Source organism: Brucella pseudogrignonensis, assembly GCF_032190615.1.
Lineage (GTDB): Bacteria > Pseudomonadota > Alphaproteobacteria > Rhizobiales > Rhizobiaceae > Brucella > Brucella pseudogrignonensis_B.
In genome coordinates, this window is the sequence record NZ_JAVLAT010000001.1 from 517766 (window position 1) to 532288 (window position 14523).

Below are 14523 nucleotides of genomic sequence, written 5' to 3' on the forward strand. Positions count from 1 at the left end.
ACCAAAGATGATGTAATACCAGAACGCGGGTAATGACTGGCATATGAACTCGTGTCTCAATATAATTGCATTGAAGCATTCAGGAGCGTTTTATGATAGGACATGCCCTTCTCGTCGTTGATGTGCAAAATGATTTTTGTCCCGGTGGCGCACTTGCCGTCGACAAGGGGGATGAAATTCTACCCGCAATCAACCGTTTGATTGAAGAGAGCGAGCACGTCATTCTAACGCAAGACTGGCACCCAGCAGGACATTTGAGCTTTGCAACCAGTCACCCGGGACAAAAGCCGTTTAACAGCATAGAGATGGCTTACGGACCGCAGACGCTATGGCCCGACCATTGCATTCAAGGCACGCATGGTGCCGACTTTCATCCAGATTTACAGTGGACGCGGGCACAACTCGTCATTCGCAAAGGCTTTCGGATTGGCGTGGACAGTTATTCGTCTTTTTATGAAAACGACCGCAAAACGCCGACAGGTCTGTCAGGTTACTTGCGTGACCGCGAAATCGGTTCTTTGACAATCGTCGGACTGGCCACCGATTTCTGCGTCGCCTATTCCGCGCTTGATGCTATAGCACACGGTTTTCAGGTGCGCGTAAGGCTTGATGCTTGCCGCGGCATCGACATTGGCGGTTCGATGGATGCCATGCTTGATCAGATGCAAAAAGCGGGCGTTGAACTTATCAACGAACCCACCCTTGCATCTCATTTCATCTGATTATTTTTCGATCTCGCCATCAGGCAGAACGACATAAATCAGCACGGCAATGATCGTAATGAAGAAGCGGAATGCCGATTCAATTCCGTTCCATGTAGACGACATCCACATGCCGAACCATTCGCCACCAATTGACATGAAGCCAACCTGCCAGACGAGAAAGCCGACCGAAAGACCAGCAATGCCCCACTTCTTGGAGTGATTGAAGCTCTTTGCATCACCACTCAGGCGACCGACCATAGCAAAAGCACCAATCCAGCAGAGAATAGCTGTCAGTGTTTCAGCAGCAATTATCAGAATGTAGCCAGCATTGTGCAGAGTATTGCTCTCAATAGCGCGATATTTGATCGTGGCATCTGGGAAAATCGTGTCCATCAGAAGTACATGCTGAACGAATGCAAAATTGCTGCCGTAATCAGTAATATTGCCGAAAGAAACGAGTGTTGCAAAGAAAGCAATTGCTGCAACAAAAGCAGTTTTGCTTAAGCGAGTAACGACCATGGAAAACCCCTCTCCAAAAAAGTCGCAGCCGCAGTCGTTTCTGACTGACGGCATATGAAAATACACTCCGACGAGCCTTGTCGTGAGCAAGTTAACGCTCGCCAACTCTTTTGATTCGGTCAACAAAAAAGGCGGCAAATGCCGCCTTTCTCTTCGTTAAACAGTGCAAGACTTAGTGCAACGCGGCTTCGTCAGCCTCGTTCTGCCACTCCGGGTTCCGCTTATTATACCGGATCGACGACATGAATGAGAGACCGATCAACACCGCACCAATAAGTCCGGTAATCACTTCCGGGATGTGGAACATTGTCTGCACATACATAATCACCGCCAATACGAGTATGGCATAAAATGCGCCATGCTCGAGATAGCGATACTGACCGAGCGTCTTTTTCTCGACCAGCATAATGGTCAGCGAACGGACATAAAACGCACCAATACCAAGACCGATTGCGATCACAAACAAGTTTGTGGTGAGCGCAAATGCACCAATAACGCCGTCGAAAGAAAAGCTGGCATCCAGCACTTCAAGATAGATAAACGCTCCAAGACCACCGCGATGCACCATATCGACCTGCTCCTGCGAAGCGTCGAGCACCGCGCCCAAGCCCTCAACCGCGAGAAAGGTCAACAAACCAAACAGCGCCGCCACAAGGAATGTGTGCGAATGCTCGGCATCAAGCTGATATGAGAAAAACAAGATCAGCGCGATCGCAACGCCGATTTCGATCCCCTGAATCGAAGCAAACTTCGACATTTGGCTTTCGATAACCTTGACCCAATGCACGTCCTTCTCGACATCGAAAAAGTACTTCATACCAACCATCAGCAGAAATGTACCACCAAAGGCAGCAATCCCCGTGTGAGATTCCGCAATCACACGCGCATATTCATTAGGTTGCCAGATCGCGAGTTTCAGCGCCGAAATTGGGTCCGTCCACATAGCGACCGCGACGATGGCAAGCGGGAAGATAATCCGCATACCGAAAACTGCAATGATGATGCCCCATGTCAAGAATCGATGCTGCCACTCCGGCGTCATATCACGCAGGATGCGCGCGTTGACGATAGCATTATCAAACGAAAGCGAGATTTCGAGAATACTCAAAACCGCACAGATGATGAAAACAGAGAGCATGCCTCCCACTGTGCCGGTCAATGAATATCCCAGCCATAAGGCACAGAGCAAACCAATGACCGTGAAAATCACAGGCCAGGTGAAATATCGAAAAGTGGTCATAACAAACCATCTAATTATCAAGTTTATGAGGCAGGCCGAACTATCAATCTGGCGAGAACACCAGACAAACGGCACTACTCCTGCGGCGCTCATGCTATGTAAGAAGCCCCACAGCCGCGAACAAGAAAAACAATGGCAAAATTGTGTTCACGAAAAAACGCAAACCTCAAGATTATGTGATCAGCCATGCCGCCTGGCATCTTACGGAGAAATGATGGCATTCATCGCGTTTGATCATCAGCTCGATACAATATTTACAGACAATGGAATATGATCGAACCTCAGAATACTGTGCTTGAAGGAGTCGGCACCCAGTTTATCTGCGAAAACAGTGGCGAGCCAGGCGTCAGGCTGAAACTCAATCATTCTGAAGCAAAACGCAGTGAAAGTTTGGAAAACGAAAGCGCCATTCAAGAATATGAGGACGTTCCATGAATGTAATTGGGGCGGCTCAAGATATCTGGCAGATCTGAGTATTTCATCTCCGATCAGCAAAGCTTATTTTCGTTCCAATTCTATGATCAGGCACCTCCGAATATTCAATCACACGAGGAGGATAAAAGCGAACCAATTGCCATTTTTTAGTTTATTTCTGCCAATAATTAACTTATTGATAAAAATAGAAATTTTGAGATTATACTTTCATTTTTCCTAAATTACGCTCCAAGGGGATGGATCCGTTATGAAGCTGAATTCAAGCACTTATAACCGGAATTTTACGGGTAAAACTGTGCGTAATATTGCTTTAATCAGCACCTTTTTAATAACATCAACAGCGTCTGCTCTTGCTGCAGACGTAATCGCGCCAGCGCCTGCTCAGTCAGAGTTTCAGGATCAACAGAGTTGGAGGGTAATTTTTAGCCCTTATGTCTGGGGAGCTTCGCTCAATGGCAATGCAGGATTACTTGGATATTCATCCAAGGTTGATGTCCCATTTAAGGAAATTTTCAGCAATCTCGACATGAGCGCCATGGGCAACATCGAGATTACGAATGGAAAGTACGGAGTTTATTTTGACGGTCAGTACACCAAGACCAGTCAGGGCGAAGATGTCTTCCATGAACGTCTCGATCTCGACATTACATCGACCTCGCTCGCAGGTGGTGTTTTTTATCGAGCTTACCAGCAGGATCTTGATGGCCTCACTTACTTTGGAAAGCAGCGTGTCTTTGCTATCGAGCCAACGGCCGGTGTCCGATGGACACAGATCAAGGCGAAACTCAGCGTCGGGCCGTTCAGCGAAACACGTAAAGCAGAATGGACCGATCCATTTGTAGGCACACGCGTGCTTTACGATGTTAGCGAGCGCTGGAACCTTTCCGCTGAGGGCGACATCGGAGGTTTTGGCGTCGGCACCAAGCTCAGTGCGCATGGCCAGATTTATCTTGGTTATCGTACCAAGACATTTGATCTGCCAACAATCTGGCGTGTTGGCTATCGCGCTTTGTATCAAGACTTCAACGACAAAGAAGGCCGTGAGAAGTTTAGATATGACGTTACGCAGCACGGGCCGGTCGTTGGCGTTTCGATTGTCTTTTAACAACCGATTATCAGGGCCACAAATTGCGCAGAAGATAGTCTTTGTGCAATTTGTGGCGTTTGCAAAATTTGTATAATCCTGCCTGAAATCTTCACTTTCTGATTTCTCTGTTATTAATCAAAAACAACAAGTGCCTATTTTAGGCTTGCAAGATTTCTCGAGATAACCTCAAATATACGAGGCAAACTGCGGGAGCTTGTATTATTTTTTGAATATTCCAACCTCACCAACGAATGCCACTTCCAGAATGGTAAGCAGGCGGGTTATGGCGTTTATTTTTGAGTTATCTGTTTATGTTTCCTTTTTGACATTCGCCATACTCGGACTATGCGTTTATTCCGTTGGTTATTTGGCACTACATATTCTCTCACACCATGCAAAGAATGATATTCTTTCCGTTCCGATCGGCGCATTTGTCAGCACAATTGCAACGGCTTGGGCTTTATCGCTGGGCTTTGTTGCCGCGGATATATGGACAGCCAATTCAAAAGCAGATCAGGCAACGAGCGACGAAAGGTCATCAATTTACCGATTAATTGGCGCAGCAAGCCCAGAAATTCTCAACGCCCCTCAACTGACTGCAACACTCATCGAATATCGACAAGCTGTCGTGAAAGATGAGTGGCTGGAGAATAGCAATATCGAGCCTGCACATTCTGTTGAGGCAGCCCTACAAAATATCCGCCGCGAAATCGTTGACCTCGCCAAAACCAATATTCCAACGCCAATTATCTCTCAGTTGGTCCATGACTTTGATGAGCTTCAAGATGCCCGCAATACCCGCCTGTCTGTAGGCGCGACATCTGTCGACATGTATAAGTGGTATTTGCTAATAGCATTGACCGTACTAACGGCCATTACGATAGCCTCAACGCATGCAGATCGTGCGCGTGCCGGCATTAAGGCACTAATTATTTATTCAATTACAGCTTCATTCAGCCTTTGGATTCTGGCAATTCATGCGAATCCCTATCAGGGCATTGAGCGACTTGAGCCTTCACAACTCTTCACCAGCCAGAAGCATGAGCAATCCACCCTATGAGACTTCTAGCTCCGATTATAACAGCGCTTACGCTCTACGCGACTTCATCAAGCGCCGAAGCGGCCACTTTCAGGGTTTGCCACGGTTACGACTGTTATTATCAAACCAAGCTCATCTTATCCGCTCAGGACTTGCGCCGTATCGACGCTATTATGAGCCGTGGTATCAAATCAGCTGCTGAAGAACAAAAATCGCTAAAGCGTGCTATCGCTTATTTCGAGGAACGCAGCACAGCTGTGATTGGCGTTCGTGACAAACCACGAATGCAGTTCGGGAAAGCACGGATAAAAGGACAGATGGACTGTGTTGATGAGTCTACCAACACAGATAATTTCATCCGCTTTTTGCATGCAAAAGGCTGGCTTAGACACCATCAGCCTGCGCGGAAAACCACACGCGGCAGTTTCATCGATGGCCGTTACCCTCATTGGACTGCCGTTATCACCGCAAGCGACGGCGAGCGATGGGCGGTCGATTCCTGGTATGAAGCTGGCGGCGGACAGCCTGACATCATGCCTTTAAAAGAATGGAAGCGCCGCGGATATAATGGTGAAAGATAAGTATTTTCAGTAAATACCCTTTCGAAGCCCCCAATAGTTTATATTGTACAATCATATAATTAGTTTACCAATAAGCATATTCAGACAAGAATGAGTATGCTCGCCACGAAGCGAAGTGTTTTTGATTGAAGCCAATTATCTGCCGTTTCAACAATAGGGGGCCATTCATGGCATTTCTGAAAAAATCTTTAGCAGCCGCATGCACAAGCTTGCTCGTCACCACCAGTATGCTCATCGCTCCAGTCGCGGAAGCCTGTACGCGGGTGGTTTACCTCGGCGCGAACGACCATATCATCACCGCCCGGTCGATGGACTGGAAGGTTGACGTTGGCACAAATCTTTGGATTTTTCCTCGCGGCATGGCCCGCACTGGAGAAACTGGCCCAGATTCGATCAAATGGACTTCGAAGTACGGCAGCGTCATCGCTTCCGGCTATGACATCTCAACAACGGACGGCATGAACGAAGCCGGGCTGGTTGCAAATGTTCTTTGGCTGGTCGAATCCGAATATCCAAAATTCGACGGCACAGGCCCCGGCCTTTCGATTGCAGCATGGGCGCAATACGTTCTCGATAACTTTGCAACCGTCGACGAAGCCGTACAAGAGCTTAGCAAAAACCCGTACACCATCGTAACCGAGGCAGTTCCAGGCGAAAGCCGCTTGGCCACGCTGCATCTTTCAATTTCTGACGCCAGCGGCGACAGCGCTATCGTTGAATATATCAACGGCAAGCAGGTCATCCATCACAGCCCGACCTATCAGGTAATGACCAACTCCCCGACGTTTGATCAACAACTGGCACTCCACTCCTATTGGGAGCAGATCGGCGGGACAGTGATGCTTCCGGGTACAAACCGCGCATCAGACCGTTTCACACGCGCTGCCTTCTACATCAACGCCATTCCAAAATCAGAAGATCCGGTTGAGGCCATCGCGAGTGTATTTGGCGTTATCCGCAACGCTTCTGTTCCTTTCGGAATCACCACTCCTGATGAGCCGAACATTTCCTCGACCCGCTGGCGCACCGTGTCTGACCAGAAAGAAAAACTCTATTTCTTTGAATCCGCCCTCACGCCAAACGTCTTCTGGGTCGACCTAAAGACTATCGATTTTTCGGCTGACAAGGGCAAAGTCCAGAAACTTGACCTTGGACCGGATCAGAAAAACATTTTTTCTGGCGTCGTAAATAATGAATTTAAAGATGCTAAGCCGTTCAAATTCTTGGGAATTTAATTATCCTAGAATGAAATTCGCATTTTCTCGCGCAGAAAAATCTGAACCAATCGTCTGCTGAAGCATTGTCTTAGTACAACAAACCGGAACGGAGGAAATCCAATGGACTGGAATCGCGTAGAAGGCAACTGGAAGCAAGCCAAAGGCAAAATCAAGGAACAGTGGGGGGAACTCACCGACGATGATCTCGACCAGATTAACGGTCGCCGTGAGCAGCTTGAAGGTAAGATCCAAGAGCGCTATGGCCTAGCTAAGGACCGTGCAAAATCTGATATTGATGACTGGTATAAGCACCAGACGTGGCTTTCTTAAAAGAGTTGCACCATCCCATATTAAAGCCCTGCCGTTGGCAGGGCTTTATTTTATGTTCGCTTAGCAGCGATCAACGCGCTTCAGCGAAGCAGACAATCCCATCAATGAGAATGTGTAACGAGTCTGTGTGCCGCGTGCGGACGTCGCTTGGACATTGACCGACTTGCCCGACCGCATAGCGCTTATAATGCGCCCCTCATCGCCGACATTTTGGGCCCATGCACGATTGCCTTCACTGAAGAAGGGAAACTGTGCGCCATCAATCATAACGTTAACGCGGCTATCTGCTTTTAACGGGTAACCCATAACAAGCTGCGGACTATAGCTTCCGCCAGACTTGGAAATAATTATGAAATTGTCACCATGTCGCACCCCTGCCGGAAGAAAACTCGACGGCACAGTCAATGCGTAGCACTTATTCCCCGGTAATTGCGTGTTCTGATAGACACCCCAATCCCTGAATTCGCCAATATGACTTGTTTTAGCCGAAGCCGCGAGAGAACTCGCCATCAACCCTGCAAGCGCCAACGCAACAGTGGTTGTTTTTCTAGTCATTGCCTGAGACCTCCTAAATGAAATTCACATGACATGAAAAATTGTTTCATTACGTTACTATTTCTTTAACAAACTCCTAAAAAAATGTTGATGGTAAAAAGTCGGCAGCAATACCTTCGTCCGCCGAACGGCTAAGCAGCGAAAAATAATGCAAACCGTGCTTGACCATTAACACCGTTGCTTTTGTTTGACCAAACTGCTGTCTCGCCATAGAAGCAATGAAAAATGGTGGTTAAATGAAGTGCTATCTAATTAATCTCGATCGCTCTGTAGATCGGCTTGCTCTCATGCAGCAGCAGATGCACGCGCTGGGATTGGACTTAATCAGAGTGCCTGCTGTCCAAGTGGGCCAGTTTTCACCGGATATTGCTTCTCCAGCACTTTATGCTGGGGAAGTCGCCTGTTTCCTAAGCCATCGGAAATGCTGGCAGTTAGTAGTGCGAGGTGAAGATGAGTTTGCAGCTATTTTTGAGGATGATGTCCAGCTTTCGCCGAATTCTCACGCTTTTTTAAGCAGCACAGACTGGATTCCGTCAAATGCCGATCTCGTCAAAATCGAAACATTCATGCAGCCAGTTTTCCTTCGCAGAAAAGGAGCCCGCAAGGCTTTTGATCGTGAAGTCAGGATTCTTGCATCGTGGCATGCTGCCAGCGCCGGTTATATAATATCGAAGAAAGCGGCGGCTAGTTTACTGGAATCAACGAACTCATATTTAGAGCATCCTGTAGACTACTTGCTGTTTGACTGGGATTTGGGGATATTACAAAATGGCGGCGTTTATCAGCTTGATCCGGCTATTTGCATTCAGTTTGACAGGCTACCGTCCTATGACAAACCAATAAGCCCTACAATTGAGCGGCGCGAAGGCAGTGCCGCAAAGAGACTAAAGGGCAACCTCACAACAACAAAAAAAGTGCGCCGTGAAATTTTTAGATTAATGAAACGCGTTTATCATTTTCTGTCTCGCCGAAACGGGATTATTTGCAAAATAAATAAAGTCAAAATGAGGTAATATCAGAATTTCTCTGAATTTTAATTTCAGAATTGGAATGTTATACATTTATAACTTTACATTTGTTTTATTAATACTTTTTAGATGTAAGTATTATGCAAAAACCGAAACCCGCTGACAACATACATTTGATGATAGCATAAATATGGAAAAATGGTGGGCCCGGAGGGACTCGAACCCCCAACCAAGCGGTTATGAGCCGCCGGCTCTGACCAATTGAGCTACAGGCCCACACAACACTGCACCTACCTTAAAGAAACATGAGACACAAGCTGTCAATTACACAAGTTGCCCTAATACGCACATATTCGATTGCCATTCATGCAACCCAAGTCACAATTGACCTCATTTGAAACAGTTGATTGCAATTCAACAGCATTTCAGATCAGATAATGTGGCGTTTTGCTTTAGAGGAAACTTAAATACACGAGCAACAAAGCAGAAATAGCACTATCGCAAAGAATGCTTTGTAAAAGCTGCCTCAACATTCTCTATAGGAGATCTCATGAAAAACCGCGCTACTACTCTTCTTGCCACTTCGATTTCGGCAATCATGCTAGCAGGCATACTTGCACTGCCAGCCAAAGCGCAAGAGAATCAGATGACGAAGCAGCCCGGACGTATTTCCGTGACTGGCGAAGGCAAGACCACCTCCACACCTGATATGGCGATTCTGAATCTCACCGTCTTGCGTGACGCAGAAACCGCACGCGAAGCTATGACCGCCAATAATGAAGCCATGGCAAAAGTGCTGGACGCAATGAAAAAGGCTGGCGTTGAAGAGCGCGATCTGCAGACAAGCGGCATCAATATTCAGCCACGCTACGTTTTTCCAGACGACAAGAACGGCCTTAAGGAACCCAAGATCAGCGGCTATAGTGTTTCAAACAGCTTGACAGTGCGCGTGCGCGATCTGGCCAAGGTTGGCAATGTTCTGGATGAATCCGTAACGCTCGGCGTCAATCAGGGCGGCGATCTGACTTTCGTCAATGACGATCCGGCATCGACAATCAACGAAGCACGCAAGCGCGCAGTCGCAGATGCAATTGCCAAAGCCAAAACCCTTGCCGATGCAGCGGGCGTTGGGCTCGGTCGTGTTGTCGAAATCAACGAGCAGAACCGCGGTTATATGCCGATGCCAATCGCACGTCAGGTCAAGATGATGGCAGCAGCTGCCCCTGAAGATTCAGTTCCGGTTGCAGCTGGCGAAAACAGCTACAACGTTTCGGTCAATGTTATTTTCGAAATCAAAGAATAAAAGAAGGGCGCTCCAGCGCCCTTCCCTTCTCTTTTGCGGCATCAAACAGAAAAAGCCAGCCTCACTGAAAGGCTGGCTTTTTCCATATTGGGCGACCGTTAGCGGATGATCGGGCAACCGCGTGCATTGGCAAACACAACGCCGGTTGGATGGCCGTGGCGGAAGCCACGCACCTGAACCGATTTCCCACGATAGGCAACGCGTGCATTACGAATGCCCATGCGGTGCGCTTTCATCTTGGCATTCTCAACCGAACAGGCGGGGCCGCGGTAAGCTGGGCGGCCATGATGACGATTGCCACGATGATCTATCTTGATCAAAGGCGAATGTGCCGATGTGTTCAATGCTGGAGCGGAAGAAGGCGACGCTGCGTTTGCAGATGCACTCGCTGAAAAAACGGCAGCAAGACCAATTGCGGCAGCGACAACAAGCGACTTGAACGAAAGTGCGGACATCTTGAAACCCTTTCAAACTTTTATCAGGTGGCTCTCACCTGAGACACCCAATAAGTAGTCCATGAAAGATGAACGGAAAGCCAAGCCAGCGTTCATATCGTGTTCAGCTTGATAGGCATCACAAAAAAATCGCCCCCCGACGCATGGAATATTATTCATTTAAAGCAACAACTTATTCAAAGATCGCGCTTGGACAGATACTGACCGATTTCAATATTAAACTTAATTAATGTGCAGCAGTCGCCGCTCAGTCCAGCGGAACCATATGTTGGATATATTCTTCTTCATCGGCCAGCTCATGATCAAAAGCCGTTACTTTTCCACGGATGGACACACCTGCTTCGTAGATCGTGTCTGGCGAGCCCGACACAAGCGGATGCCACCAGTAAAGATCAGCGCCTTCGGCAACCAGACGATAGGCACAAGTCGCGGGCAGCCAGTTGACCTCATGTACGATCTCAGGCGTCAGAAACACGCAGTCAGGCACCGTCTTGCGGCGGTTCGGATAATCGCTGCACTTACAGCTTTCCGCATCCAGCAGCGTACAGGCAACCGTTGTCCAGTAGACTTCCTCGGTATCGTCATCGAGCAATTTATGCAGGCAGCATTGACCACAACCATCGCACAGGCTTTCCCATTCCTGTCGGTTGAGTTCTTCAAGAGATTTAGTCTGCCAGAAAGGTTTCTTATCCATGAGGCTGCATATAGAGCATTTGCAGCAAAAGTGCGTAGCGGTTTTGCTTAGAACAGCGTGGGCAAATCGCCGCCCTTGCCTCTTGAAAGAAAAGCGCCGCTGCATTACACAATGCCCATCATCCTTTTGATCGTAAGCGTCTTACGTTAGGCAACGCATCCACTCTGCCGGGAACGGCTATTGGCTTTGATGTTTGCTTGCGCCTTCCCGCATAATATTCAGGAATACACATGTCTCAGTTGAACGGTTCACGCCGCAGAAAACTGCCAGCGCGTTATGCATCTATTGTGATGCCATTCATTCTTTCGATCATGATGACCTTCGTCGTCTCGCTGATCGCAACGGCGAAAAGCCTTGGCTTTGCCCACCCTGATCTGGCCTATAGCTGGATGACTTCGTGGGCTCTGTCCTGGGCAATCGCCTTCCCGGTTCTGCTTGCCATCCTGCCAGTGGTTCGGAAGATGGTCGGCTTCGTCTGCCATCCGCATTAGAGCGCCGTGCATCCATTCGGACGCACAAAGGACGCTCTAAACTATTGAATCTACGCATCGTGCGCCCTTTTGCGTAGGATAATGCGATAAAATAACTAAGGCATGCAAAAAGCCGCGCATTATCCATGCGCGGCTTTTTGCAAATCTATCAAAGCAGATTAACGGAAAATCGCTTCGCCCTGCTCGTCGATAATCTGGCGACCCTTATTGAGCGAAATGCTTGCAGCATCTTCAATGCCCGGGCAACGATCAGCACGCACAAAGCGATGCTCTTTCAGCTCGCCATCAATGGTCTTGGAGATCACACCACACACCTGATACTGGCCGCCTTCACTGTAAGGCGTTGCAACGATCAGGAAGTCTTTGTGCTCAAGGCGTCCCACTTCTTTTGGCGCTGCTGGCGTTTGTTCCGCTGAGCCACCGCCAAAAAGGCGCTTCAAAAAAGACATAACGCTCCCTCTTACTTAAAAAGAATCGTCCGACACCATATCCGGCATCGGGCGAAAAGGTCTTAGCTGTCGAGGAACGAACGCAGCTTGCGCGAACGGCTCGGATGCTTGAGCTTGCGCAGTGCTTTCGCTTCAATCTGACGGATACGTTCACGCGTGACCGAGAACTGCTGACCAACTTCTTCAAGCGTGTGGTCAGTGTTCATGCCGATACCGAAACGCATGCGCAGCACGCGTTCTTCACGCGGTGTCAGCGATGCCAGAACACGCGTGGTCGTATCGCGAAGGTTTGCCTGAATGGCCGCATCAATTGGCAGCAGCGCATTCTTGTCTTCGATGAAGTCGCCAAGATGTGAATCTTCTTCGTCACCCACTGGCGTTTCAAGCGAAATCGGCTCCTTGGCGATTTTCAAAACCTTGCGCACTTTTTCAAGCGGCATGGCCAGCTTCTCAGCCAATTCTTCCGGCGTTGGTTCACGGCCGATTTCATGCAGCATCTGACGCGATGTACGAACGATCTTGTTGATCGTTTCGATCATATGCACCGGAATACGAATGGTGCGTGCTTGATCGGCAATCGAACGGGTGATTGCCTGACGAATCCACCATGTCGCATAGGTCGAGAACTTGTAACCACGGCGATATTCGAACTTATCGACCGCCTTCATCAGACCGATATTGCCTTCCTGAATAAGATCAAGGAACTGAAGGCCACGGTTGGTGTACTTCTTGGCAATCGAAATAACGAGACGAAGGTTGGCTTCCACCATTTCCTTCTTGGCGATGGTTGCTTCGCGTTCGCCCTTCTGAACCTGATTGACGATGCGGCGGAATTCACCAATCGAAATCGCAGTTTCTGTAGCCAGCATCTGAATTTCCGAACGCAGACGATCAATCGTGCGCTCTTCTTTCGTAGCAAAGTCTTTCCAGCCACGCGCAGACAGAGTGCCAACACGCTCTACCCAGTTCGGATCAAGCTCGTTACCCTGATATTCTTTCAGGAAGTCTTCGCGACGCACACCGAAGGATTCTGCCAGACGCAAAAGCTTGCCTTCGTTCTGAACAAGGCGCTTATTAATGTCGTAGAGCTGTTCTACGAGCTGCTCAATACGGTTCTGGTTCAGCGAAAGGGACTTAACAGCCTTAATCAGCTGATCTTTCAGTTCCTTGTAGCGACGTTCCTGGCTCGATGACAGATCAGCTGAAGCTGCGAGACGGCTTTCAACCTGCTGGTCCTGCAACTTGCGCAGCTTGCGGTAGGTGTCAGCAATCAGATCAAGCGTTTCCATAACCTGTGGGCGCAGCTCGGCTTCCATAGCCGCCAGCGACAGGTTGGCTTCGTCCTCGTCTTCTTCCTCTTCTTCCGAAGGCATATCGCCGCCGACATTGGTAATGTCGTCGTCGTCACGCGAACGGCGCGGAGCCTTGTCGTCACGTGGCTTTTCTTCTTCCACGCGCTCAACAATCGGTGCCTGCTTGGCTTCTGGGCCAGCATAAGTAGTTTCAAGATCGATGATTTCGCGCAGCAGAATGTTGGATTCATTCAACTGTTCGCGCCAGATGATAATCGCCTGGAATGTCAGCGGGCTTTCGCAAAGCCCGGCGATCATCGTTTCCCGACCCGCTTCAATGCGCTTCGCAATGGCGATTTCGCCTTCACGCGACAGAAGCTCAACTGTTCCCATTTCGCGCAAATACATGCGCACAGGATCGTCGGTGCGGTCAGTCGGCTCTTTCTTGGTGGTCGTGGCAGCAACGGCGGTGCCAGTTGCTTCAACCAGATCGCCGCCTTCTTCCTGCTCGTCATCGCTGCTGTTTTCGTCGCGATCAGCTTCCTGCTCATCGTCTTCAACAACATTGATGCCCATATCCGACAGCATAGCCATCGTATCTTCGATCTGCTCAGATGTCACTTCTTCGGAAGGAAGCACAGCATTCAGCTCGTCCATAGTGACGTAGCCGCGCTTCTTCGCAACCTTGATCATCTTCTTGACAGCATCGTCAGAAAGGTCGAGAAGCGGCCCGTCGGTCGCACCTTCGCGCTCGACTTCGGCTTCTTCGTTTTCCTTAGCCTTCGTTGCCATATTGCTCGTCTCCAGGCGACACATGTCGCTTCTAAGATATATAGAGTGGCCAAACGGTTTTGCGAGAGCGCCGTTTAACTGTTGATTCTGCGAATAGCTGATTTCACGTTAATGCCGAATTAACCCTGCGGTTATTAACGAGCCCTGTTGGTTCCAAAATCCTGTGGGTTGATCGGGGGCACTGGTCGCCTTGAAGTCCCTGCCCGCTCTTTAATTCTTGCCCGCTCAGGATGATTTCAGAGGTCCTCTTAGGGAATATTGATCAATATCAGTTCTTTAAATCCTTGCTCGAACTGTCGTGATTCCGTCATTTGTGCCGCACGTCAAGAGCGACTCACCTGATTCGGGTCTAAAAAGCGAATCATTTATTGT

18 protein-coding genes and 1 tRNA gene are annotated in these 14523 nt (G+C 48.8%); 11 read left to right on the forward strand and 8 right to left on the reverse strand.

Annotated features, from left to right (window positions below):
• Positions 1–92: 92 nt before the first annotated feature.
• Positions 93–722, forward strand: a complete 630-nt coding sequence (pncA, locus tag RI570_RS02550; RefSeq protein WP_313826798.1) for a bifunctional nicotinamidase/pyrazinamidase — start codon at positions 93–95, stop codon at positions 720–722.
• Here pncA and RI570_RS02555 read toward each other — a convergent pair whose 3' ends face one another.
• A complete protein-coding gene (locus tag RI570_RS02555; protein ID WP_313826799.1) occupies positions 723–1223 on the reverse strand; it encodes a DUF2165 domain-containing protein in 501 nt (166 codons plus the stop codon).
• Between the two features lie 172 nt (positions 1224–1395).
• Positions 1396–2463 carry a DUF475 domain-containing protein gene (locus tag RI570_RS02560; protein WP_313826800.1) on the reverse strand — a complete coding sequence of 356 codons (1068 nt, stop codon included), beginning with the start codon at positions 2461–2463 and terminating at the stop codon, positions 1396–1398.
• On the opposite strand from RI570_RS02560, the gene RI570_RS02565 reads away from it, so the two are divergent.
• The 7 genes from RI570_RS02565 (at position 2417) to RI570_RS02595 (ending at position 7152) form a co-directional block, all read left to right on the forward strand.
• On the forward strand, positions 2417–2737 hold the full coding sequence (locus RI570_RS02565; RefSeq protein WP_313828639.1) for a hypothetical protein: 321 nt from the start codon (positions 2417–2419) through the stop codon (positions 2735–2737). The two genes, RI570_RS02560 and RI570_RS02565, sit on opposite strands and share 47 nt — an antisense overlap.
• On the forward strand, positions 2734–2898 hold the full coding sequence (locus RI570_RS02570) for a hypothetical protein (RefSeq protein WP_313826801.1): 165 nt from the start codon (positions 2734–2736) through the stop codon (positions 2896–2898). Before RI570_RS02565 ends, RI570_RS02570 begins: the two co-directional genes overlap by 4 nt.
• 247 nt (positions 2899–3145) lie before the next feature.
• Positions 3146–4003, forward strand: coding sequence for a hypothetical protein (locus RI570_RS02575; protein ID WP_409558608.1), 858 nt, complete (start codon positions 3146–3148; stop codon positions 4001–4003).
• 265 nt (positions 4004–4268) lie between these two features.
• Positions 4269–5045 (forward strand): hypothetical protein, encoded by a 777-nt coding sequence (locus RI570_RS02580; RefSeq protein WP_313826803.1) that lies wholly within the window; start codon positions 4269–4271, stop codon positions 5043–5045.
• Complete coding sequence (locus RI570_RS02585) at positions 5042–5605, forward strand: hypothetical protein (protein ID WP_313826805.1); 564 nt, start codon at positions 5042–5044, stop codon at positions 5603–5605. Before RI570_RS02580 ends, RI570_RS02585 begins: the two co-directional genes overlap by 4 nt.
• Positions 5606–5832: 227 nt before the next feature.
• Positions 5833–6840: a linear amide C-N hydrolase gene (locus tag RI570_RS02590; RefSeq protein WP_409558643.1), complete on the forward strand. Its 1008-nt coding sequence runs from the start codon at positions 5833–5835 to the stop codon at positions 6838–6840.
• A 102-nt stretch (positions 6841–6942) separates the two neighbouring features.
• Positions 6943–7152, forward strand: a complete 210-nt coding sequence (locus RI570_RS02595) for a CsbD family protein (protein WP_313826807.1) — start codon at positions 6943–6945, stop codon at positions 7150–7152.
• Between the two features lie 60 nt (positions 7153–7212).
• Here the strand turns inward: RI570_RS02595 and RI570_RS02600 are convergent, their stop codons facing one another.
• On the reverse strand, positions 7213–7707 hold the full coding sequence (locus RI570_RS02600; RefSeq protein ID WP_313826808.1) for an invasion associated locus B family protein: 495 nt from the start codon (positions 7705–7707) through the stop codon (positions 7213–7215).
• Between the two features lie 236 nt (positions 7708–7943).
• Here RI570_RS02600 and RI570_RS02605 point away from each other — a divergent pair, with 236 nt between their 5' ends.
• Positions 7944–8720, forward strand: a complete 777-nt coding sequence (locus tag RI570_RS02605; RefSeq protein WP_313826809.1) for a glycosyltransferase family 25 protein — start codon at positions 7944–7946, stop codon at positions 8718–8720.
• 154 nt (positions 8721–8874) lie between these two features.
• On the opposite strand, the gene RI570_RS02610 is transcribed toward RI570_RS02605, so the two are convergent.
• Positions 8875–8951: transfer RNA gene (locus tag RI570_RS02610), tRNA-Ile, on the reverse strand.
• A gap of 274 nt (positions 8952–9225) precedes the next feature.
• Here RI570_RS02610 and RI570_RS02615 point away from each other — a divergent pair.
• Positions 9226–9978 (forward strand): SIMPL domain-containing protein, encoded by a 753-nt coding sequence (locus RI570_RS02615; RefSeq protein WP_313826810.1) that lies wholly within the window; start codon positions 9226–9228, stop codon positions 9976–9978.
• A 98-nt stretch (positions 9979–10076) separates the two neighbouring features.
• On the opposite strand, the gene RI570_RS02620 is transcribed toward RI570_RS02615, so the two are convergent.
• Positions 10077–10433: an antifreeze protein gene (locus RI570_RS02620; RefSeq protein WP_313826812.1), complete on the reverse strand. Its 357-nt coding sequence runs from the start codon at positions 10431–10433 to the stop codon at positions 10077–10079.
• Between the two features lie 247 nt (positions 10434–10680).
• Entirely contained in the window at positions 10681–11127 is a 447-nt protein-coding gene (locus RI570_RS02625; protein WP_313826813.1) for a YcgN family cysteine cluster protein, read from the reverse strand.
• Positions 11128–11357: 230 nt separating this feature from the next.
• Here RI570_RS02625 and RI570_RS02630 point away from each other — a divergent pair, with 230 nt between their 5' ends.
• Positions 11358–11618: a DUF2798 domain-containing protein gene (locus RI570_RS02630; RefSeq protein ID WP_313826814.1), complete on the forward strand. Its 261-nt coding sequence runs from the start codon at positions 11358–11360 to the stop codon at positions 11616–11618.
• A gap of 158 nt (positions 11619–11776) precedes the next feature.
• Here RI570_RS02630 and RI570_RS02635 read toward each other — a convergent pair whose 3' ends face one another.
• On the reverse strand, positions 11777–12067 hold the full coding sequence (locus RI570_RS02635; RefSeq protein ID WP_313826815.1) for an HlyU family transcriptional regulator: 291 nt from the start codon (positions 12065–12067) through the stop codon (positions 11777–11779).
• Between the two features lie 62 nt (positions 12068–12129).
• On the reverse strand, positions 12130–14151 hold the full coding sequence (gene rpoD, locus RI570_RS02640) for an RNA polymerase sigma factor RpoD (RefSeq protein WP_313826816.1): 2022 nt from the start codon (positions 14149–14151) through the stop codon (positions 12130–12132).
• Positions 14152–14523: the final 372 nt, after the last annotated feature.